The sequence below is a fragment of the Variovorax sp. AB1(2024) genome (genome assembly GCF_037482385.2).
Taxonomy (GTDB): domain Bacteria; phylum Pseudomonadota; class Gammaproteobacteria; order Burkholderiales; family Burkholderiaceae_C; genus Variovorax.
Window position 1 is genome coordinate 4,021,273 of sequence record NZ_JBBHKP020000001.1, and the last position, 19,251, is coordinate 4,040,523.

The 19,251-nt window shown below is 64.0% G+C and carries 24 protein-coding genes; 15 read left to right on the forward strand and 9 right to left on the reverse strand.

What is annotated here, in order from left to right; all coding sequences use genetic code 11:
- Window positions 1-118: 118 nt before the first annotated feature.
- The 9 genes from WIX39_RS18760 to WIX39_RS18800 all read right to left on the reverse strand — a co-directional run bounded on the left by WIX39_RS18760 (window position 119) and on the right by WIX39_RS18800 (window position 9,553).
- Window positions 119-1,648, reverse strand: coding sequence for a phage portal protein (locus WIX39_RS18760; RefSeq protein WP_409195594.1), 1,530 nt, complete (start codon window positions 1,646-1,648; stop codon window positions 119-121).
- A 13-nt stretch (window positions 1,649-1,661) separates the two neighbouring features.
- A complete protein-coding gene (locus WIX39_RS18765) occupies window positions 1,662-1,895 on the reverse strand; it encodes a hypothetical protein (RefSeq protein WP_409195595.1) in 234 nt (77 codons plus the stop codon).
- Window positions 1,892-2,293: a Mor transcription activator family protein gene (locus tag WIX39_RS18770; protein WP_409195596.1), complete on the reverse strand. Its 402-nt coding sequence runs from the start codon at window positions 2,291-2,293 to the stop codon at window positions 1,892-1,894. Before WIX39_RS18770 ends, WIX39_RS18765 begins: the two co-directional genes overlap by 4 nt.
- The gene (locus WIX39_RS18775; RefSeq protein WP_409195597.1) at window positions 2,290-4,416 is read right to left on the reverse strand and encodes a phage terminase large subunit family protein; all 2,127 of its coding nucleotides are present in this window, start codon (window positions 4,414-4,416) and stop codon (window positions 2,290-2,292) included. The genes WIX39_RS18770 and WIX39_RS18775 overlap by 4 nt, the downstream gene beginning before the upstream one ends.
- Window positions 4,413-4,910, reverse strand: a complete 498-nt coding sequence (locus WIX39_RS18780) for a terminase small subunit (RefSeq protein WP_409195598.1) — start codon at window positions 4,908-4,910, stop codon at window positions 4,413-4,415. Before WIX39_RS18780 ends, WIX39_RS18775 begins: the two co-directional genes overlap by 4 nt.
- Before the next feature lie 260 nt (window positions 4,911-5,170).
- Window positions 5,171-5,962 (reverse strand): hypothetical protein, encoded by a 792-nt coding sequence (locus tag WIX39_RS18785; RefSeq protein WP_409195599.1) that lies wholly within the window; start codon window positions 5,960-5,962, stop codon window positions 5,171-5,173.
- Complete coding sequence (locus WIX39_RS18790; protein WP_409195600.1) at window positions 5,959-6,300, reverse strand: hypothetical protein; 342 nt, start codon at window positions 6,298-6,300, stop codon at window positions 5,959-5,961. The genes WIX39_RS18785 and WIX39_RS18790 overlap by 4 nt, the downstream gene beginning before the upstream one ends.
- Window positions 6,301-6,681: 381 nt before the next feature.
- A complete protein-coding gene (locus WIX39_RS18795; RefSeq protein ID WP_409195601.1) occupies window positions 6,682-9,102 on the reverse strand; it encodes a VapE domain-containing protein in 2,421 nt (806 codons plus the stop codon).
- Window positions 9,103-9,172: 70 nt separating this feature from the next.
- Window positions 9,173-9,553 carry a hypothetical protein gene (locus WIX39_RS18800; RefSeq protein ID WP_409195602.1) on the reverse strand — a complete coding sequence of 127 codons (381 nt, stop codon included), beginning with the start codon at window positions 9,551-9,553 and terminating at the stop codon, window positions 9,173-9,175.
- Window positions 9,554-9,800: 247 nt separating this feature from the next.
- Between WIX39_RS18800 and WIX39_RS18805 the strand changes: the two genes are divergently transcribed.
- The 15 genes from WIX39_RS18805 (at window position 9,801) to WIX39_RS18875 (ending at window position 19,244) form a co-directional block, all read left to right on the forward strand.
- On the forward strand, window positions 9,801-10,061 hold the full coding sequence (locus WIX39_RS18805; protein ID WP_409195603.1) for a hypothetical protein: 261 nt from the start codon (window positions 9,801-9,803) through the stop codon (window positions 10,059-10,061).
- 677 nt (window positions 10,062-10,738) lie between these two features.
- Entirely contained in the window at window positions 10,739-11,467 is a 729-nt protein-coding gene (locus WIX39_RS18810) for a S24 family peptidase (protein ID WP_409195604.1), read from the forward strand.
- A gap of 656 nt (window positions 11,468-12,123) precedes the next feature.
- Window positions 12,124-12,369, forward strand: a complete 246-nt coding sequence (locus WIX39_RS18815; protein WP_409195605.1) for a hypothetical protein — start codon at window positions 12,124-12,126, stop codon at window positions 12,367-12,369.
- Window positions 12,366-12,683 (forward strand): hypothetical protein, encoded by a 318-nt coding sequence (locus tag WIX39_RS18820; RefSeq protein ID WP_409195606.1) that lies wholly within the window; start codon window positions 12,366-12,368, stop codon window positions 12,681-12,683. Before WIX39_RS18815 ends, WIX39_RS18820 begins: the two co-directional genes overlap by 4 nt.
- A complete protein-coding gene (locus WIX39_RS18825; RefSeq protein ID WP_409195607.1) occupies window positions 12,680-12,907 on the forward strand; it encodes a hypothetical protein in 228 nt (75 codons plus the stop codon). The genes WIX39_RS18820 and WIX39_RS18825 overlap by 4 nt, the downstream gene beginning before the upstream one ends.
- Window positions 12,904-13,146 carry a hypothetical protein gene (locus WIX39_RS18830; RefSeq protein WP_409195608.1) on the forward strand — a complete coding sequence of 81 codons (243 nt, stop codon included), beginning with the start codon at window positions 12,904-12,906 and terminating at the stop codon, window positions 13,144-13,146. Before WIX39_RS18825 ends, WIX39_RS18830 begins: the two co-directional genes overlap by 4 nt.
- Window positions 13,143-13,334, forward strand: a complete 192-nt coding sequence (locus tag WIX39_RS18835; protein ID WP_409195609.1) for a hypothetical protein — start codon at window positions 13,143-13,145, stop codon at window positions 13,332-13,334. Before WIX39_RS18830 ends, WIX39_RS18835 begins: the two co-directional genes overlap by 4 nt.
- Window positions 13,331-13,519, forward strand: coding sequence for a hypothetical protein (locus WIX39_RS18840; RefSeq protein WP_409195610.1), 189 nt, complete (start codon window positions 13,331-13,333; stop codon window positions 13,517-13,519). Before WIX39_RS18835 ends, WIX39_RS18840 begins: the two co-directional genes overlap by 4 nt.
- Entirely contained in the window at window positions 13,516-13,896 is a 381-nt protein-coding gene (locus WIX39_RS18845) for a hypothetical protein (RefSeq protein WP_409195611.1), read from the forward strand. Before WIX39_RS18840 ends, WIX39_RS18845 begins: the two co-directional genes overlap by 4 nt.
- A 9-nt stretch (window positions 13,897-13,905) precedes the next feature.
- Window positions 13,906-14,601 (forward strand): hypothetical protein, encoded by a 696-nt coding sequence (locus WIX39_RS18850; RefSeq protein ID WP_409195612.1) that lies wholly within the window; start codon window positions 13,906-13,908, stop codon window positions 14,599-14,601.
- Window positions 14,598-15,338, forward strand: a complete 741-nt coding sequence (locus tag WIX39_RS18855; protein WP_409195613.1) for a hypothetical protein — start codon at window positions 14,598-14,600, stop codon at window positions 15,336-15,338. Before WIX39_RS18850 ends, WIX39_RS18855 begins: the two co-directional genes overlap by 4 nt.
- Before the next feature lie 13 nt (window positions 15,339-15,351).
- Entirely contained in the window at window positions 15,352-17,670 is a 2,319-nt protein-coding gene (locus WIX39_RS18860) for a ParB/RepB/Spo0J family partition protein (RefSeq protein WP_409195614.1), read from the forward strand.
- A complete protein-coding gene (locus tag WIX39_RS18865) occupies window positions 17,670-18,476 on the forward strand; it encodes a hypothetical protein (RefSeq protein WP_409195615.1) in 807 nt (268 codons plus the stop codon). Before WIX39_RS18860 ends, WIX39_RS18865 begins: the two co-directional genes overlap by 1 nt.
- Window position 18,477: 1 nt before the next feature.
- A complete protein-coding gene (locus WIX39_RS18870) occupies window positions 18,478-18,984 on the forward strand; it encodes a hypothetical protein (protein ID WP_409195616.1) in 507 nt (168 codons plus the stop codon).
- A complete protein-coding gene (locus WIX39_RS18875; RefSeq protein WP_409195617.1) occupies window positions 18,984-19,244 on the forward strand; it encodes a hypothetical protein in 261 nt (86 codons plus the stop codon). The genes WIX39_RS18870 and WIX39_RS18875 overlap by 1 nt, the downstream gene beginning before the upstream one ends.
- The last annotated feature ends 7 nt before the right edge of the window (window positions 19,245-19,251 follow it).

Below are 19,251 nucleotides of genomic sequence, written 5' to 3' on the forward strand. Positions count from 1 at the left end.
AAGCGGAACTCCTGCGCCGTCATAGCTTTGTCGTTATGCATCAGCGCGAGCACGATTCGGACATCTTTGCATTCTGCCGCTCAACGGACCCGTACGGCAAATATCCATAGTCGTGGGGTCACGTATCCTCTTCGGCGCCTTCTGGCTGGTTTGCCTGCGAAAGAACCGGGGGTCCAGGTGCGGTCGCAACGTTGCTTGAAAACATCAGCGCCTTCTCCGCCGCCTCACGGCGGAACTCGCTGACTTGCTCGAGCACGTCTCGCGGGTTCCCGCCGCGACGGCGAATCACCTCCACCTCGCTTGCAAAGCCCGCCTGAACGAGCTTCTCCCACGACAGCGCTTCCTTCAAAGGGTCGATCCACGGCATGCTCTGCCCGATGAACAGTGCTTCGTCTTCGGTATCGGAGGCGACGTCCCTCGGCCGCGGCACAACGCCGCTGAGATGCGCGACCTGGACGAAAGACTCGTAAGCGGGTTGTACATACATGCCGACGAACTCATCCGCAAGCACCGCATAGTGGACCCATTGCTCGACCAGTTCCTGGCGTTGAGCGCTGTAGGTTCCGTTGTAATCGCGGCTGATGCTCGAGTGGCTTGCGCCAATGCCCGCTGCGAAGGCACGCAACTGACCTGACCGCCAGCTCACCAGGTTGGGATTCGGACGATCGCTGCTGATCATCCCGATCTCTTCGCCCACCGTCAGCGAGTCGATGATCATCCCGGGCTGCATTCGAAGATCTCGCGCGATCGCGGTTCCATCATCCGCCCTGGGCAAGTTGTCTACATTGAAGCCTACTTCCGGATCCGTGCGCTTCACATAGGCCGTCATCGAGGCGGCGACCTTTGCCGCAATGCGTTCGCTCTCCTCGTAATCCTTCAGGTCCTCGATGCGCGTGATCACGCTCGCGAACTCTGATACACCCCGCTGCTGGTGAAGCCGATCGAGAGTTGCGAGGTGGAGCATGCGTGACGCCGGAATTCCTTTGATACCGCTGTCGGTCAGGAAGGTCATTCCCTCCCGTGGATCTCCCTTGTAGATCCAGTAGTTCGTCGCCTCACCCCAGGCATTCGACTGGATCCCCTGACGAATGTTCTTGCCGGGGTCGTCATAGTCCAGCGGCACGAAGTCCGGCTCGAACAGTTCAAGCGAGAACGGAACCTTCGTGCCATGGTCCAGATACGCTACGGGCCCCATGAGCTGCTGAGCGAAAAGCTCGCCATCTCGCACCCAGGTGTACGCCGCCATACGCTGAGCCATCGGCCAGCGGTACTTCTTCGTCACTTCAGGCTTGCGCTGCCAGTTTCGCCAAGCATCTCGCAGGGCTGCGGCATATTCGGTGTGGATAGTGCCGTCCGCACGCCGAGGCTGCGGCTCGATCCCAATCCCGGTTGCGCCGACGATGTTGTTCACCATCACCCGGAGGGCCCCACGCGAGATATCGTGGTTGCGCTCCAGGAAGCGGGCATGGGCTCGCAGCGCGGCCGCGCCGCTGCCGACCAGCGTGTTAGGGCTGCTGTTGTCGTTGCGGGACTTGCGTTGGCGGCTCGGCTTCGCGCCTTCGTAGAAAGCCAATGCCCTGCGAGCCTGTGCCCTGCGCAGGCCGGCAATCGGGTTCTGCCAGGCAACGATGCGGTCGATGATGTTCATGGTGTCTGCGCTTTCAGTTGCAGTCGCGGCCGTCGAATCTCGCGACGGAGTACGAGAGACCGCCGATGGTCGGCCCGGTCTTACCGCTCTCGGCGGCAACCCGGCGCTCCCATTCCTTGCGGCCCTTGCGGATGTCCGAAAGGTTCTCGCTGGTGTAGGTGCGACCGTTGAACTGGATGGTCTTGCCGGAGAGCACTTCGGCCTCGGCGGCCAAGTACTTGGCGAGCATGTCTGTGGCGATGGTCATAGGCCACCACCGTAGCCGTCTGTCCGTCCGCTTTCTAGGGAGGATTCCGGATTTTTCGCATCCCTCTGATCGCCACGTCGCGGCCGCTGCGGACGCGCACCGATGATCTCGTAGAAGCGTGTCCTGCCGATCCCGTGGGCACGCATCAGCTCCTCCATGTTGTCGCCGTTGTAGTCGCGCCGGATCGAGGCATCGCGTTCGGACTTGTCGGGCGTGGGGATGTACAGGTCCTGGCCGCCAAGCACGCGGCGCAGGCCTCGCACCAGTGCGCGAGAAAACACCGTCGCGAGCGGCTCATGCATACCGATCTCGTCACGGATGATGCCGACGAAGTCGTGCTCAAGCTGCACGGCTGCATCCTCGGCCTGGCCAGCGGTTTGCGGTGTTCGTTGGTTCATAGGCGGCTGCTCCAGTCTTCAGATGCAAAGGGATTCGGTGGTGGCGGGGCGGCTCTTCGAGGCGGTGGGGCCGGTGCGGGTGTTGGGCTTGGCGGAGGTGCTACTGGCGCCGGCGGCGGTTGCGCCGGCGGCGTCGACGTCGATGTAGACGTCTGCACTTCGGGGAGGTGTTCGTCCTCGACGATCAGCGGGGCCTGCCGCACCTTGAGCTCGGCGTAGTCCCATTGCTGCGCCTTGCGCAGATGGAGGCGCAGCGCACGCGACAGCCATAACGCATAGACGGTGCAGTCGAGCGCTTCGTTGCGACGGTCCGTTCGGACCTTCCACTCACGGCGGGCCTTGTTGATGCGGCCGGGGATCTTGATCTCGCTGAGCAGCTGCTCGTAGAAGTCGTCCCGCACGCCTTCATACCAATGCATGCGGGCCGGCCCGTTGCCCTCGAGGCGAACCCGGCCCGCCTGCTCCGACCAGCCGAGGATCAGATCCTTGGCCTTTGCCGTGCCGACGATGTGGGTTCGCACGCCGGCGCGCGATGCCTTGGTTGCCTTCGCGTTCGGGTCGATGGCCTTCGGCGGCGACCAGATCTCCACCTTGCCCACGGAATCGGATGCCCCTTTGACCGCGTACACCGGACGCTCAGGGCGGTTATGTTTGCGAACGAAGGCGTAGACCGCCTCGCTGGTCTGGCCGTCCGACGAGTCGATAGCCACCGCAGCGATAGGAAGAGCCACGCCGGTGGCATGTTTCACGCGGCGGCCCATCGCTGCTTCGAGCTCGATCCAGGCCCCTGCGTGGCTCACCACGGTCTGCCCGTAGAACTCGCCCCAGAACGCAAGCCACATTTCCTCGCCGCGGCCAACGACCCACACCGTCACGGCAAGGCGGTCGTGCTGGACGTCCACGGTCATCAGCACGACCAGGCCGCCGACCGGGCAGCTCCACTCCATGTATGACTCCGCGCGCTCGCGCAGCGTGTCTTCTTCCGGCAGCTCGCCGCGGTACTCCCAGGTCAGGCCGCGCGTGCTGTTCCAGAACGCAATCATGTCCGTGGGGTCGCCCTTGTCCAGCTCGCACTTGGCCTCGAGGTACTTGCGTGCCAGCACCGGCACGCGGGATCCATCGAACGTGCTGAGCAGCTCGTTCAGGTAGTAGCCCGGCGTCGCACCAACTGCGGACGGGATCCAGCCGAAGCCGTCACGCTCGGCGCGCCGCAAGTTCGCGATGCGTTGGTCATCGCTCCACAGCTCTCCACAGTGCGGGCAGGTGTAGAACGCAGCATCCGGCTGGTACCGGCCATAGACCTCATGGTTCTCGGCGTTCTCATCCTCGGGAATGGTCACATGCTCCCAGTCCGGGACGTGAGCCTCGCCGCATCCGTGGCACGGTACATGGAAATAGCGCTTGTCCGTGGTGCGCATCTCCGCTTCGACCGCGCTGGCGTTCTTCGCCGTAGGCGTTCCGCCAACCAGGAATAGGCTTCGCGGATCGGTCTTGACCCGCTCCCCCAGCAGCTTGAGCGAGTTGCCCTGGCCACGCACGTCGGTGGCCGCGTCGTCCGGCTCTTCCACGATCACCACGCGGGCGCTGGTCGACTTCACGTCGCTCGGGCTGTTCGTGCCCACCAGCTTGATCAGGCCACCCGGAAAGCGCTTGCGCAGCGCACTGTTGCCCTGGGCCCGGCTGTTGAGCGTGATGCGTTTCGCCAGCACCGGGCTGCGGCGGATCATCGGATCGAGCTTCTCGGACGCGAAGTCCTTCGCGGCCTGCGTCCGCGGGAACGCCGCGACGATCACGCTCGGCCTGTAGTGGACGTGGTAGCCGATCACGTTGCAGACGATGCCGGCCGTGTAGCCGACCTGGGCGCTTTTTTGCACGACCAAGCGCCGCGTGCCGGGGGCGTTCGCCATCTCGGCGATCTCGCGCAGCGCCGGCGAGACCGCCCATGAAAACTTGCCGGGGATGGCGGATTCTTCGCCACTCAGGATCCGGTACTTCTCGCTCCATTCGGCGACCGAAAGCCGGACGGGCGGGCGCAGCTTGGCCCACACCTTCGCGTGCGTGGCGCGCAGCGCCCTTCTCGCGCGCTGTGCATGAGAGGGCTGAGGCTTGGACTCGAAGCTCACTCGACGTCCCCCTCCTCGACGTCGGGCTCTTCGTCGTCGTCATCGCCCACTGGCGCACGCCAGTTGGAAAGACGTTTCAAAAATTCCTCGAACGTCGCCTCGAGCAGCGCTTCGACGTCCACCTTGGACATGCCAATGATCAGCGAGGCCAGCCTAGGCGGCTCGTTCACCAGGTACTCGCGCGCGTTGAGCACCGCGCTCGACCACAGCGGTTCGACCTCGTCGGCCGGAATGAGCGCGCGGCTCTCGACCATCATGTCGCGCTCAATCTTGTCGCCCTGCAGGCGGTTGAGTCGGTCCTTCGGTGACTCCGACTGCACCTTGCGCACCTCACGGTCGACGAGCCAGGCCACGCAGGCGGCCGCGTCGTATTCGCTCGGCACGCCAGGCCCGCCCTGCACCGCCACCGGAAAGCCGACGACCTGCCATTCCGTGATGGTCTTCGGTGCCACGCCGAGGATGGCGGCGATGTTTTCTTGTCCCTTGATCTGCATGCTTACTTACCTCCTCGGCCCGGCCACTACTAGCGCGCGGGCGGGGTTCGAATTACCCGTACTCGGCCCTCCGGGGGAGGACCCGCGACCGGGGGGGTACCCCCCCGTGGTGCCCCCGCCACACCTGGTCGAAGCGGGCAACTCGCTCGCCGAAAAAATCGAGCAGGTCAGAGGGTTAGGCTCCATACGTTTTCTACTCGCGAGCAGGAGCGAGGGTTGCGCCCCATACGTTTTGCACTCGCTCAACTGCACGTTCCTCGTCATGCCCCACCCCCTGGCCGGGCCGTGCGCAATGCATCGGCGAAGCAGTTGTCGAAGTGGCGTGCGAACACGCGGTTGATCGTGGCCTGAGCCACCTCGTTGAAGCGGAACCGCGGCGTGTACACCGCCCGCGAGACGAACAGCAGCACCGGCATTACCGTCGTGCCCATCGCACCGAAGGCAATGCGGGCCCAGATGCCGCGCGGCAGGTGCTGCAGCTTGCGGCCCTTGCTCCACGAGTGACGGCCGAACGTGGCCTTGCCTGGTCCTTGGCTCACGAAGAACGCCTCGCGTTGCCGCTTGGCCTTGCTGCGCCTGCTGGTGGTGGCGTTGGCATCGGAGCCAGCCAAGTTGAAGGCCTGCAGCTGGCTCAGGATCCGCACGATCTGCCCGCGGCTCATGTTCCCGTAGGAATCGAGCTCGGCGCCCAGCGCCGGCACGGCACGCTCATCGGCCCTCATCACGCCACGCTGCACAAGCAGCTCCTCGAAGCGCTTTTGCAGGCGAGCACCACCGTGGATCTGCGGCAGGATGAAGTGGTTCGGGCGATCGCTGTCACGCACGTCGACCACGGCCGTAAGGTCCTGCTTCGTCGCAGGCTTCAGGCGCAGCGAGTTCAGCGTGAACGGCGTCGGCCGGTCGAAGACGCTCGACATCTCATCGCGTTCGGCAGCGATCACATCGCGGCCCGTGAGATTCATCGCACGGGACAAGGCGAACGGCACCTGCCGCTGGGCGATGTTGAGCGCCGCCTCGACCTGCTCGAAGTTGGTTCGAATGTCGATCCTCATGACTGGCCTCGCTGTGCAGGCGTTTGCACCTGGTGCGCTGAGATCTCAGGGTTGGCCGGGTCGTCGCCGCCGGGCTTGCGCATGAAGACGGCGAAGTCGCAGGCGTTGAGCACCGCGTACTGCTGCCACTCGGATACCGGGTCGGACGCCGGGAACGGCGTGCCCGCCACCTGCCCGGCCTCCATCGCGTAGAAAAAGCCCGGCTCTTTCTTCGCCGTCGCACGCCGGAGGCATGCATCGACGTGCTCACGGCCCCATTCGAGGCGCATGCGTGCGATCCACTGGGCGGTCATCGGCATGCGTTCGCGCATGTCCGGCTGCTTGGCTGGCTGGTTCATGGTGCTTTTCTCCCGCTGGCGGTCGTGGCTGGACGGGGGGTGGACGGCGCAAACCCGCATGGCTGCTGGATCCGTCCATCTGTCCACCCCGACCAAGGTGTGTGGGTGAGCCGCGCCCGTGCGCGCGTGCACACACGCGCCCACCTGTGTGTGCGCATGCGCATGTGTGTGAGGCGAAAATCCCGAAGGGGGTGGACGGGTGGACGTACTGGGAATTTCCCCAGCAGAATCAACAACTTGCGCCGTCCACCCCCGGGTGGACGTAGGGTGGACGGGCTGGACGGCGGTGGCGTCAGGACCGGCGGGGCAGACGCGTAGACGCCTGCTCCGCTGGGGCGAGACCAACCCGCGTGGCATCCAGCCAGGCGCGCAGTGTTGAGGTCAGAACGGCAAGTCATTGTCGCTCTCGTCCTCGAAGGATGGTGGCCCGTCATCAGCGGGCCGTGGCGGCGGCGCGGCGGCCTCCGCTCGGGGCAGGCGTCGATAGCCGCGCCTGCGCTTGCCTGTGGTCTCCCTGTACTTCTCGAACCCCAGCGCCTTCATGGCATTCGAGATTCGGACATCCATGTTCCCGTTGCCGTCGATGCGGTCGGCCTTGATGTTCAGCGCCTTGTCGTAGATCTCGGTGCTCGGGAAGAAATCGCGGTCGGCTCGAGGGAGCTCGCTGATGTTCGGCCTGGTCGAGTCGTTCAAGTACTCATCGAGCAGGTTCTCCCACTCGTCTACTCGTTTAAACGGCTCCTGCTCCGGGAACACAAGCTCGCGCTCCTCCTCACGAGTTGGCCAGTAGCGCTCGCCAGCATTGACTCGATGCAGCGCCTCGGCCAACAGTTGCGAACGCATTGCCTTCAAGGCCTCGACGTTGACTGAATGCACCTCGAGCGGCCAGAAGCGACGGTCGCCGGTTGCATCCTTCAGGAACGTGTCTGCATTCGTGGTGCCCACGTTGACGGAGTGCCGCGGTTGCTTGCGCATCTGCGCGGCATAGGGCAGTCGATAGAGATCGTCCTGTGCGGAAAGAAACTGCTTAATTGCGGTCGACTCGGACTTGTTGAGCGACTCGAGTTCGGCCGACTCGACGATCCAGGCCAGCTGCATCGCCATGAGGCTGTCCTTGTCTCCGACGCGGATCGCGTTGTCGGTGAAGTAGGGATATGCCAGTTCGCGAAATGCCGTCGACTTGGAAAGGCCCTGGTCTCCCTTGATGATCAGCATGTAGTCGAACTTGCAGCCAGGCTGCATCGCTCGCTTCACGAGGCCCATCATGAAGCACCGACCGATCAGCCTGGTGTACGGACGATCCTGTACTCCGTAGACGTCAACCAGCCAATGGTCGATGCGGTCGATTCCGTCCCACTGCTCGGCCTTGATCCAGTCGTGGATCGGGTTGTACTTGCTCAGTCGGGCCGCCATCAGCACGCCGTCGCGCAAGGTGCCCTTGCCCTTGATGCCGAGGCGATAGGTGCGCAGCAGATACTCGCCGAGCATCAGATCGTCCTCTTCGTCCCACTCCCCTGCTGGCCGGCCCCACGGCGCATCCTTGGTGCGCTCGAGGAGCTGGCTGAAGTCGTTTTTCTTGATCAGGCCCTTGAGGGTCGGATCGTTGAGCACGCAGTACAGGACGTTCTCGCGGCAGTCGTCGGGACGGCCGCCCTTGCCCTTCACGAGCATGGCCAGGACGTTGTCGCGGTCGAACGCTTCGCCCGGGTCGTCGGGGTCGTCGGGGTCGATGGGAGGCGGCTCGCCGCCCCCTCCGCCTCCACCCGCCCCCCCAGCGGGAGCCGGAGCGTCGCGATTTTTGGCGCTCCGCGCTGGCTTCGTGAGTTGCACGCCGACGAGCGGCGCCAGCCACTTCAATGCGTCCGCCGGCTTCGGCGTCGCCGGGTTCCACTCCATCACCAGGTCGATCGGCGTGCGTGCCCCCGACTGTGAATCGCCCATGTCATGCACGCCGTAGTCGACGATGCCTTCGGGCGAGATGGAGAGATCCTCCTGCAGGTCGCGGCCCAGAGCCTTCGACGTGACGCGGTAGCCGGGCCCGGATGCGAAGTTCTTCGGCTGCTCCTTGCCACCGAAGAGCCGAGGCACCCAGGCGCCAAGGTTCTGCATCGCGGCTTCCTTGACGCGCTGGAAGTCGTCGCCGCCCTGCCCGCCTGGCTGCGCGTTGGCCGCGGCTCGCGCCGGCGTGCGGGCTGGTCGCTTCGCCGCCTGGGCCGCTTCCTTGGCGTCGTCGATCGTCCTGTGCAGACGTCGCAACACGGCCTCGTCGATCGGCCGCACGTCATCGGGCGTGTTGGGAAACCGCTTGCCGGTGAATATGAAGTACTGGCTCTCGCAGAAGACCTCGACGCCGATGTCGTTGCTCTTGTTGGTGCCGGTGTGGCCTTCCACGATCGCGTGCACGCCGGTGCCGCTCACCGAGATCTCGGTGTAGCTGTCGCAGGCCGCCACGATGTTCCGGCAGCGCTCCGACCATGATCCGTCAGGTTCGAGCTGGCCATCGAGGTCAACACCGACCAGGCCGTCGCCGGGCAGGAAGGCAAACCCGACGCCGTGATGCTCGCCGCGCTCGTAGGCACGGCGCGCCACATGGAGCGTCGCCAGTCGCATGCGGTCACGGTCATCGCCTTGCGTGCCGGCCCTGCGACCGCCCTGCACGTAGTACGGCATCTTGACGGGCTTCTTCGCGCCGGCCTTGTGCTCGAACTTCCACACGACCCATTGCTGGCGCGAAGCCAGCGACGCTGGGATCTGGTCCCAGGCCGGTGGCTCCACGGATGGGAACACGGGCTCCTCGCTCATTCGTGACGAGGGACGCGGCCGATCATCCAGACCGCAGCTTGCTGCGCCTGGTCAGTGCAGAACACCTGCATCATTTGAAAGCCTTCAGGCTGCCCAGTGCGAGCTGCAACTCCGAGGCCAGCGACTCCACCCGTTCGATGGCTCGCGTCTGGCGGGCCTCCGGCGACTCGAGGTACTTCGCTGCCAGGTACGACATCACCGAGCCGATGTCGCCGGTGGCCTTGATGTAGCCCTCCAGGTCGTCGCAGTTGAAGCGCTGCGTGTCACCCTCCGGCTGGTTGAGCTTGCGAGACAGAACAGACGGGCTCAGATCCATCTTCGATGCCAGGTTCGCCGCGTTGAGGCGTTGCTCCTGGACGCGGAACTGGATATACGACCTCAAGCTCGGCCAGTGCTCGGGAAGAGCGTGGTCGATCGTGAGGTTCAAATTGGCATGCGCAATAGATGACATTTCAAATTACCGTCTGTTGCCATCTCAAAAATGGGCAAAAAAAAGAGACTTGCGGCCATGAACCGCAACACGAATAAAAGCCCCCGCCGCCTCGACACGCCCAACACCGCGTACCTTCCCGCACGCGGCGTAGGAGGAGGGAGTGAGCCAGGTACGAGCGCGCCGAAGTGGTCGGCGGCGGGGAAAAATGGAGGCGGCACCCTGCAAGAATCGGAATTCCAAAACTTCATCTTGCAAAGGCGCCCCCATGAACAAAGCACAGTTCGAGAACGTCCAAAGGCTGCATGTGGCCGAGGGCAACCTCACGGCATTGCTGGAAGCCTTCGGCTCCGACCTTGCCGAGAAGGAGGGATACAAGGACGTCGGCGGCTTGGAAGCCGTGCACGTGTATCTCATTCGGAAGTACGGCTGGTTGCCGCGCGACGTGGTGACGATGCGGCCAAGCGAGCTTCGGCTTGCTCTGCACGTAGAGATGCAAGGCTGGACTCTGCGGCCAGAGCTTCGGTAACCGCCTGGTACAGCACGCCGTTCTCGGACGACGTGCGCGACGACAACGTCAAGGCAAGCCGGGTCGCTTCGAGTCGCAATAGATCCGCCTTGGCCTCCGCCACCGAAGAACTCATGCGATCCGCCACAGGCGGCCGCGGGCCGTCGACACGCACGCCACCAACGCGTGCCAGAGCAACAGGTGGCACGATTTCGCCAACGAGAAGTGCGCCTGCCCCGCGTACATCGGAAAAGGCCTGCAACTCTTCACACTCTGCCATCCATGCGGACAGAAGATGTTTGTCAATGAGGAGCGAGCGGCATTGGCGCAGCCTGAAAACGCTTGTACTTCGCACTTCAGGCCCCCGCCTTGATGTCGGCAAGTTCGCGCGTGGATCGCACTGCGTGCTGCTGTCTCGCTCGCTCAGTCAGTGGAAGATCTGCAAGAGTCAACCCAGGACACAGAGCCACCAGACAGTCTGCAAGACCGAGCTCAATGTGCTTCCCTCCATAGACAACCTGATTGAGCGTCCCGCGTGTGGTGCCCGCCTGAAGGGCCAGCGAGTCACGCTCGCTTACCGTGAGGTTTAGGTAATGCTGTTTGAATCGGTCCATCCCCAAACAATACCTACAGGTACAGTTGGAGTCAATACCTATAGGTCATTTACCTGCGGGTATATCTCGGCGACGATCGCCGCCATGGACAACTACGAGCGTTTACAGGCGCTGCTCACATTCATCAGGAACAAGTTCTGTGGCGGCAAGGCAGCCGAGCTGGCAAGGCGAATTGATCGCAGCGACAGCTACATCAACCGACTCTTCTATCCGCAGCGGAAGAACGGCGCGAAAGGCATCGGCCCCGAGATCATGCAAGCCTGCACCGAGGCTTTCGAACTGCCTCGCGGCTTTTGGGAAATGAGCCCAGAAGAAGCTGCGATCGAACTCGGCGAGGGCCGACCGACCAGACCACCGTCAGATCAACCGGCGATGCCTGACGGCTCGATCCTTGTTGACCCGTCAAAAGCCCAAAGAATCTGGGTGGTGGGAAAGGGTGCTGGCGGCCTTTCAGAACGAATCTGGACGGACGGAGATCACCCTGTGGGCGCAACGGATCAATACGGCCTTGTAGCGAGCACGGACCCGCAGGCCTTCCTTGTGGAGGTCACCGAGGAAAGCATGGTGCCGAAGTACACGCCTGGCGACTTTGCACTCGTTGAGCCTGGGACGGCCCCAGAACTTGAAGATGACGTCCTCGTGCGACTCACGTCTGGCATCACAATGATTAAGCGACTGCTCTCCCAACGAGGACAGTTCAAGTTTGGGAGCTACAACAACACTGCAGTCCTGTACTACCGTGCAGAGGATGTGGATTGGATTTACTACGTGGCACACCCGGTGCCTCGACGGAAAATTAAAAGTCTATGGTAGCCCCAGCTCAACACGCTCTGGATGAAGGAAGAGGATGAGAAGACTGCTTCTTACTATGGCTGCAGCGGCCATTTCAGCGGGCTGCGCTGGCCCTTTGGGCCCAAACAATTCGGTCACTACTACGGCGGCATCGAAACATTCCTCCGAGCAAACCTATCGGAATCTCTTGCGGGTGATGAAAGAGTGCTATCCGGAAGCAATGACTATCCGTCCGACGTACTTTCCGGAAGCAAGGGAAGGCGAGATCGACCTCATAGGCGGTAACGAATTTGGGGCAATTCCCTTCGGCACCTGGACAGTGAAGCCGACCTCCACGGGGGCGATCGTGACGCAGGTGCGGACTACGCGCCGGCTGGCGACTCGCCTGGATGCGACCCTGCCTGAATGGATCGAAGGGAACTCGCGCGAGTGCCCGGATGGAACCCGATCAGACCCCCGCCCGCCTGGCTCGGAGCTGAATCAAAACAACATTCCTATACGTTAGCTGCGCTACCCGAGAGCGCTCAAAGTCAAACCACAGGCCGCCTTCGGGCGGCTTTTTTTCATCTTCAAGCAAGACGGCAAAAACAATACCCATAGGTATTGACATCAAACAATACCTGTAGGTACTATCCACCCCAGCACGCTGCATCCCGCAGCGCTTCCTGGAGTGACACATGCCCCTTGCAGCTGCGAAATCCGCAGGCGACCGCCGCAGTCGCCGCACGTCGCCCTCTGCCACCCGGCCCTACCGCTGCTTCTACGCACCGGTCGACAGTAACGGCTTCCCCACCAACATCGATACCGGCGTTCTCCCCTTCGTTGACCTGAAAGCCGCCAGCGGCGAGGCGGCTCAACGCAAGGCCCACGCGAAGACGGGTTGCCCCGTTGCCAGCGTGGAGCGCCTGGAGCACGCAGAGTGACTGCCGCGGCCGCGACCACTCGCACGCCGCGCCAGGCCGAGATCTGGATCCGCGAGGTGCGCTCCCGCCGCCAGGCGTTCTACCGCTGCCCCGCCGTCCAAGGCATGGAGTCGTGGAAGAAGATGTTCCTCACCACGGCCGACAAGGCCCTGCGTGACGGCACTGTCGATCTCGGCAACGGCCTTGTGCTGCCCGTCGTTGTTTCACGCGAAACGACGTGCGTGGCGCATCCGATGCAGGCTCGCTTTGCCGAGCAGGCTCGCACCCTCAACCAGCAGCTCGACGAGTTCACGTCCGTGCGAGGTGTTGCATGAGCGCGCAGCACACGCCGGGGCCGATTCTGATGCAGCGCGCCCACAGCACATGCGAGGCCGTTGCCAGCGGGCCCTTCACGCCGATTGTCTTAGAGCGCTACGAGTGGATCGGCGGCGAGCGTGGTGTCCGTCTGGGCTATCAATCCAACACGGCCAACGGTTGGACGGCCATCGTTTGGACGCATCGCGCCGCCATCGCCAAAGCCTCCGGGAGCAGTTCATGAGCACCGGCGACGAACAGCTGATCGCGGCCCAACTTCGCGACCACGTCCGCGGCGAAGTCACGCAGTTGCCCGATGCAGATCGCGAACTGGTGGAGTCGCTGGCGTGCGCCATCCGCGGCACGGTCCTCGCCGGAGAGAGCCGCACGGCAGGCCTCGGGCAGCTCGCTCTCGCGCTGGCCAGCGTCGAGATCCAGGCCGCGCCCAGAGCCAGCGAACTAACCGCAGGGAGTCACGCATGAAGCACCTTCGCATCTACGTACTCACCTTCGCGGCCGTTCTCGCATGGCTGATGGGCGGCGCGCTGCTCGATGGACCCAGCGAGACCGATGCCTACCAGGCATCCGCCCTGTCCCACCGCGATGCCCTGCGCACCGCACGACACGCCGCCGATCCTCGCGTCGCTGCGGCCACGGGAGACCAGCCATGAGACGCCTGCTCGACCCCCTGCAGCTCGAAGCACTGGTGAGCCACGACGATGACGAGCCCAGGATCACGCCGATCGAATGGGCGCAGGCTGCTCTGCGCCAGTTCCTGGTGATGTTCGTCCTGGCCGTCGTCATGCTCGTCGCGCTGGCGGTTGCACTCAACGATCTGAACGGAGTGACGCCGTGACGAGCGCCGCCGTACAGACGTCTGCACCGGGCGCTGAGGCCGACATATTCGCGGCTTCAGGCAGCGATGCCCATGAGCACGTGGGCACGATCTTCGAGCTGCACGGGACCATGGCCTCGTCTGCCGAGGTCCGGGTGAAGACCATTGGCGACGGTACGCATGTGCGCCCCGTGCTGTGCATGGAAGTGCGGCCGGTCCACAGCGGCCAGGGTCGCACCCTGCACGCGGAGCAGGTCTACCCAGAGAACGGCCGCGAGGCCGCAGAGGCGAAAGCCGCCACCCTGAAAAAGGGCGTCTCCATCACCTTGCTCACAAGCCTCAAGGGCATGCGGACGATCCTGCCGCACGTCCAAGCCGTCGAGCGCACTTCTGCCTGAGGCATCCCCATGAAAAGAATCGTCGTCGCAATGACGGGCTTCGCCAGCACTGGCAAGGACACCGTCGCCGATCTGCTCGTCGAGCACCTTCGGTTTCGCAAGCTGGCCTTCGCCGACGCCCTGCGCGCCGAGGTCTCCAATGCATTCGAAATCGAGCTCAGCTACCTCACGCACACGAGCACGAAGAACCACCCGATGACCGCGCTGGCGATGCGCAAGGCGCCAATCGGTTTTCTCGCGGCCGTTGCGTTGGCGCCCGGGATCGTGCCGCGCATCGGCGAGGGGCGCGTCCCCAACGACTGGCTCGACGCGCCGCGCTCGCCCCGACAGATCCTGCAATGGTGGGGCACCGAATACCGCCGCAGACAAGACCCGCTGTACTGGGTGAAGCAGCTGAACAACAAGCTGACCTTCTACTTCCAAAACGGCGAGCGCCGCTTCGTCATCACGGACTGCCGCTTCGATAACGAGGCCGACCTCGTGCGCGCTCTCGACGGCAAGATCTGGCAGGTCAATCGGCCCGGCGTCACGGCGGAGACTACAGCCGAGGGCACGCACACGAGTGCGACCGATGGCAGCGCGTTTTCTCCCGACGTCATCCTCAACAACATGCACGACATCCGGCACCTGCAGCAGCTGGTGCTGGGCGAGTTCCTGTCGCTGGAGTCGGGCATTGCGGGCGCGACTGTGACGGTGCCGGCATGAGCGAGCGTTACACCACGGCCCGCGTCGCCTCGGCCCGCCCCCTCGGCGCGCCCAGCGTGATGGCGGGGATCTACACGGGGGCCGAGCTCGCGAACAGCTCTGCACGGCCAGGTGCGTACGACGCTCTCAGGCTGCCCAGCCTGGTCAGCGGCCGGAAGGTGACACGCGAGCAGATGCACGCGGAAATGCTCGCCCCGCTGCCGCCTGCTCCGCCCATGCCCACCAGCTACCGGGACACTCACGCGGCCGATCCAGACGTGCATGCGTTGAGCGAGGAAATTGCGGATCCATCGCCTGCATGTGAAGCGGTTGGTCATGCTGCGCAGAGCGCATCCCCACAGGCATCGCCGGCATACCGTCCGCGCGAAGGCAGCGGCCCCCACCGGCTGCTGCAACACCTGCAACAGCACGGCGGCCACCTGACGTACAGCGAGATCTCGGAGCGCTTCGACATCCCTTCGCACTCGCTCACGGCGATTTTCAAGCCCGCGCTGACACGTGGCGCGCTGATCCAGCTGCGGGTTGGCGATAAGCGCCGTCGGGCGCTGGCACTTCCAAGTTACGCGCTGGCGGGTGACGCCCACCACGCCTCAGTCGCGGAGGCGCCTGTGGCGCCTCGTTCCCAGCTTCGCAACAGCCAGGACTTCGCTGCGTCTGTGGCCGAACTGTGCCGCGCCATGGAAACCACGTCGCGTCTGCTCATGCAGTTCGCCGCGGCATTCCCCTCTTCTCATTAGTGAAGGAGCCACCGTGCCCACCAAAGAATTTGCATCCGACAGCGGCGAGGCCTTGGTCGACGTCCCCGCGAGCGAACAGTTCGCCATGCTCGACCTGGCGCTGATCACGCCGAGCCTCACCAATCCGCGCAAGGCCTTCAACGAGGCCAAGATGCTCGACCTGGTCGAGAGCATCAAGGCCAGCGGCGTGCACCAGCCGATCCTGGTGCGGCCGCTGCCGGCCAACAGGCTCGACGACACCTTCCGCAACCGCGGCGACGGCATGCCGCTGCCCACGCACGAGATCGTCTCCGGTGAGCGCCGATTCCGTGCCAGCAAGCTCGCGCAGCAGGCGACCATTCCCGCGATGATCCGCCGGCTCAGCGATCAGGAAGTGCTCGAGATCCAGATCGTCGAGAACCTGCAGCGCGACGACCTCACCGAGCTCGAGGAGGCCGAGGGCTACCAGCGGCTCTGCGAGGAAACGAAAATTGCCAAGGAGCTCGTGGGAGAGCGCATCGGCAAGAGCCGCAGCTATGTCTACGGCCGCATGAAGCTGCTCGACCTGACAAGCGCGCCGCGCGAGGCCCTGCGCGCCGGCGAGATCGACGGCAGCAAGGCCCTGCTGATCGCCCGCATCCCCGACGAGAAGCTGCAGCTGAAGGCCCTTGCGGCCGCGACCGAGAAGGACCACCAGGGCTCGCCGCGGCTGAGCTATCGCGCGCTGCAGACGTGGGTGCAGCAGAACGTCATGCTGAAGCTGTCGGCCGCCCGCTTCTCGATTGTCGACGCCAACCTGGTGCCGGCCGCCGGCGACTGCCCCGGCTGCTCGAAGCGCACCGGTGCTAACCCGGATCTGTTCGCCGATGTCGACGGTCCAGACGTCTGCACAGACCCGACGTGCTTCCATGCGAAGGAAACAGCGCACTCGGAATCCTTGATTGCGATTGCCAAGGCAAAGGGCATGGAGGTGATCGAAGGCAAGGAAGCGCTCGAGCTGAAGCCACAGAGCTGGTACTCCGCTCTCAACGGCTACTCGGACCTCGATGAGGCGGCCCGCAAGGCCCTCTCCGATCGCGAGCTGAAGGGCAAGGTCAAGCTCTTCGTCGACCCGCATAACGGCGATGTGAAGGAAATCATTCCTGATGAACTCGCCATGAAGGCTGCGGCCAAGGCCGGGAAGAATGATCGCGGCGAGAAGATCGACCAGCAGATGAAGAAGGACCGCGCTCGCCAGCTGGAGCGCGAGGAAAAGCAGAAGCGGCGCGAGCTGGCCGAGAACTACCAGAAGCGCTGGCGCAAGGCGGCCGCGGACGCCATTGCCCCTCGCATCCGAGCTGGAGAGATCAAGACATTGAGCGCGAACCTTCTGCGCCGCGTGCTCCTTGAGATCTCGAGGGTAGACAACCGGTGCGCCGAGGACACATTGTTCGATGTACTCGAGCTCAGCGGCCACCGCTATGACGACGAGCTGACAGCGTCTTCAGTCCGAGCGATCGACGACAACGACGTGGGCTATACGCTGCTCCTGCTGCTGCTCGAGGGCGATCGTAGTCCGCATGGGGACTACGTCGATGACGAGTGGGTCTACAGCGACTCCGCGCCCGTGATCGAGGAACTCGCGTGCCTCCTGGCCCTCGACGTTGCCGCGATCATGACCGAGGTCCAGGAGCAGATCCGCGCCGAGCGCGCGCCCAAAGCTCCCGCCGGCGACGAGCTGGCTGCGCAGCCGGAGGGAAGTGCGAAGGGAGAAAAATCGAAGTCGAAGCCTGCGGCGCCGGCGAAGAAGGGCAAGACCTCGAAGGAGGAGGCCTCGGCGAAGATCGCCGAGGCGCTGCAGGAGCTCGAGGCGAGCGAGAAGGCAGAGATCCAGGCGCCTGACGGCGCAGGGCTTGATGAAGGCGCGGCACTTGCCGCGCCGGGTGGTGCGGCCGCCCTGCCTCAAGTCGGCGACCGGGTGATGGTCGACAGAGCTGGGCACGAAGACCTCGGGCGGGAAGGCGTTGTGCTCCAGGTCCTGGCCAGCGGGAAGGCTCGCGTTCAATTCGAAGGCAGCACGAGTGAAGCCACCATCCCGATCAGTTGGTTGATCGTCGTTGCCACCAGCCTGTGGCCGTTCCCACGCACCGCCGACCAGAACACCGAGCCGCAGACGCCTGCACTCAAGGCCGGTGACCGCGTGAAAGTCAAGGGCACGATGGTTTCCGGCTTCCTCAGTGAATACATCGGTAAAGAAGGCACCGTCAAGTCGGCCGTCGACGGCACGACGAAATGGGTCGTCAACCTGGCCAGGCGGAAGAAGGCGCCCAACCTGGTCGAGCTCGAGGCCGACGTGCTGGAGGTGATCGCGTAATGGCCACCATCGAAAACGCCGGCACCTCGCCCGAAGCATTGGCTCAATGGCGCGCCTCGATGCAAAACATGGACCGCGCCGAGCTTTTGGCGCAGCAGCTCGTACAACGCGGTGCGGAACACGCGCTCGCAGAACTTTTGAAGCAAGGCGCCACACATGAGAACTGCGTCGCGATGCTGTCCAGCATCCGCGAGGGCTTGCTCGAGATCCACGCCGTAGCGAACGGGCGCGGAATCGTTCTGGCAAGTTACTCCGCTGCCTGTGCTATCGACGAGAAGGCTAAGGCCGCTCCAGGCCCAGTCACCCAGGCTTGGACACACACCATCCCCATGATGCAGCAGAGCGTGTTGCTGGCCGCGATCCGAGGGCCTGACGGTCAACCCAAGTATGGCGGCGGCGCCAAGATGCTGCTGCGCTGGCTTCGACGCTGTGTGCTGCTGTCTGCGATGGACGGGAAGGTTCTCGACAACCCGATCGACAAGAACGGCGGCTCCTTTACTGGTCCGTCGCTTGAAGGACACGACGACCTCGAGCCATGGGCAGAACGGATGCAACTCCACGTGAATGACTACCTGCGACAGGTCGACATGCTGCCGCATCACTACCAGCTGCACTTCATGCACGCGGTCGAGATCCTCGGCTACAAGCATCCGCAACACGAGATCCGGCACTTCTGGCACCGGGTCTATCTTCGCCTCGTGCACGACCTGCACCTCTGGCCGGAAACGGCCGAGCAGCTCGACGAACGGCTCGGCGATACCCGCAGCGGCTGGCTCAAGCGTGCCGACCCGGCAACGGTGAAGTGACATGACACACAGCCGCCCTCCCCGTCGAACACACCGCACATCGCTCGCACCGATGCGCTTGGCCAGGAACGCCGCCACGCTGCTGACGCCGCCGGAGCTCGCGAAAACGCTCGCCCCGCTGCGCGCTGCTACTCAAGCGCTGCGCGAAGGTGTGGCCACCGAGCTCGAATGGTCGATCGTGGCCAGCTCGATCTACGTGGCCCAGGCCATCGAGCAGCAGGGCGTCGTGCGAGGTCTCGGCGAGCATTTCCGCAGTGCTGAGGTAGCCCTGCACGGTATCGAGCAGCGAGCGATGGCTAGCGGCGAATGGAAGGCTACCGCCCTCTATTACCAGGAGCTCGATCACATCAACACGGCCGTCGACCTTCACGAATTCCAGCTGATGCGGCTCAGCTACAGCGAGGTCAGCCGGGCGGTCAATAAGGCCACCGGCGAGATCCGGTCGACCAGCGGCCGGATCATCACGCTGGCGGCACAACAGGCAGATATGCTGCGGGAGGCATCATGATGATTGGCACGCAGTCCACGGGCGCAATCGAAGGGGTCGTCATCAGTGCCGTCTCCCATGAGGGGCTCACGGTCACGGTTGACGGGAAGCCGGCTAAGCTGGCGATTGTGAGCGATGATGGTCAAGTCGTCGCGGTTGGCGACCTCGTCGCCCGAGAAGCTGAGGCGGTCGCGGTCAATTGTTATCGCAATATTCTTCTCGGCAAGGGCTTTCTAAGGGTGATGAGCCCGCCGCTTGCCTCAAACGGACGTAAAACGTAGACCCGCA

Excerpts from the sequence above, each read along its gene's own strand:
- WIX39_RS18770 (WP_409195596.1), bottom strand. The coding sequence starts at position 2,293 with ATGAACCAACGAACACCGCAAACCGCTGGCCAGGCCGAGGATGCAGCC.
- WIX39_RS18765 (WP_409195595.1), bottom strand. The coding sequence starts at position 1,895 with ATGACCATCGCCACAGACATGCTCGCCAAGTACTTGGCCGCCGAGGCC.
- WIX39_RS18870 (WP_409195616.1), top strand. The coding sequence starts at position 18,478 with ATGACACACAGCCGCCCTCCCCGTCGAACACACCGCACATCGCTCGCA.
- WIX39_RS18760 (WP_409195594.1), bottom strand. The coding sequence starts at position 1,648 with ATGAACATCATCGACCGCATCGTTGCCTGGCAGAACCCGATTGCCGGC.
- WIX39_RS18795 (WP_409195601.1), bottom strand. The coding sequence starts at position 9,102 with ATGAGCGAGGAGCCCGTGTTCCCATCCGTGGAGCCACCGGCCTGGGAC.
- WIX39_RS18800 (WP_409195602.1), bottom strand. The coding sequence starts at position 9,553 with ATGTCATCTATTGCGCATGCCAATTTGAACCTCACGATCGACCACGCT.
- WIX39_RS18805 (WP_409195603.1), top strand. The coding sequence starts at position 9,801 with ATGAACAAAGCACAGTTCGAGAACGTCCAAAGGCTGCATGTGGCCGAG.
- WIX39_RS18865 (WP_409195615.1), top strand. The coding sequence starts at position 17,670 with ATGGCCACCATCGAAAACGCCGGCACCTCGCCCGAAGCATTGGCTCAA.
- WIX39_RS18835 (WP_409195609.1), top strand. The coding sequence starts at position 13,143 with ATGAAGCACCTTCGCATCTACGTACTCACCTTCGCGGCCGTTCTCGCA.
- WIX39_RS18830 (WP_409195608.1), top strand. The coding sequence starts at position 12,904 with ATGAGCACCGGCGACGAACAGCTGATCGCGGCCCAACTTCGCGACCAC.
- WIX39_RS18840 (WP_409195610.1), top strand. The coding sequence starts at position 13,331 with ATGAGACGCCTGCTCGACCCCCTGCAGCTCGAAGCACTGGTGAGCCAC.
- WIX39_RS18785 (WP_409195599.1), bottom strand. The coding sequence starts at position 5,962 with ATGAGGATCGACATTCGAACCAACTTCGAGCAGGTCGAGGCGGCGCTC.
- WIX39_RS18780 (WP_409195598.1), bottom strand. The coding sequence starts at position 4,910 with ATGCAGATCAAGGGACAAGAAAACATCGCCGCCATCCTCGGCGTGGCA.
- WIX39_RS18850 (WP_409195612.1), top strand. The coding sequence starts at position 13,906 with ATGAAAAGAATCGTCGTCGCAATGACGGGCTTCGCCAGCACTGGCAAG.
- WIX39_RS18855 (WP_409195613.1), top strand. The coding sequence starts at position 14,598 with ATGAGCGAGCGTTACACCACGGCCCGCGTCGCCTCGGCCCGCCCCCTC.
- WIX39_RS18815 (WP_409195605.1), top strand. The coding sequence starts at position 12,124 with ATGCCCCTTGCAGCTGCGAAATCCGCAGGCGACCGCCGCAGTCGCCGC.
- WIX39_RS18790 (WP_409195600.1), bottom strand. The coding sequence starts at position 6,300 with ATGAACCAGCCAGCCAAGCAGCCGGACATGCGCGAACGCATGCCGATG.
- WIX39_RS18825 (WP_409195607.1), top strand. The coding sequence starts at position 12,680 with ATGAGCGCGCAGCACACGCCGGGGCCGATTCTGATGCAGCGCGCCCAC.
- WIX39_RS18810 (WP_409195604.1), top strand. The coding sequence starts at position 10,739 with ATGGACAACTACGAGCGTTTACAGGCGCTGCTCACATTCATCAGGAAC.
- WIX39_RS18875 (WP_409195617.1), top strand. The coding sequence starts at position 18,984 with ATGATTGGCACGCAGTCCACGGGCGCAATCGAAGGGGTCGTCATCAGT.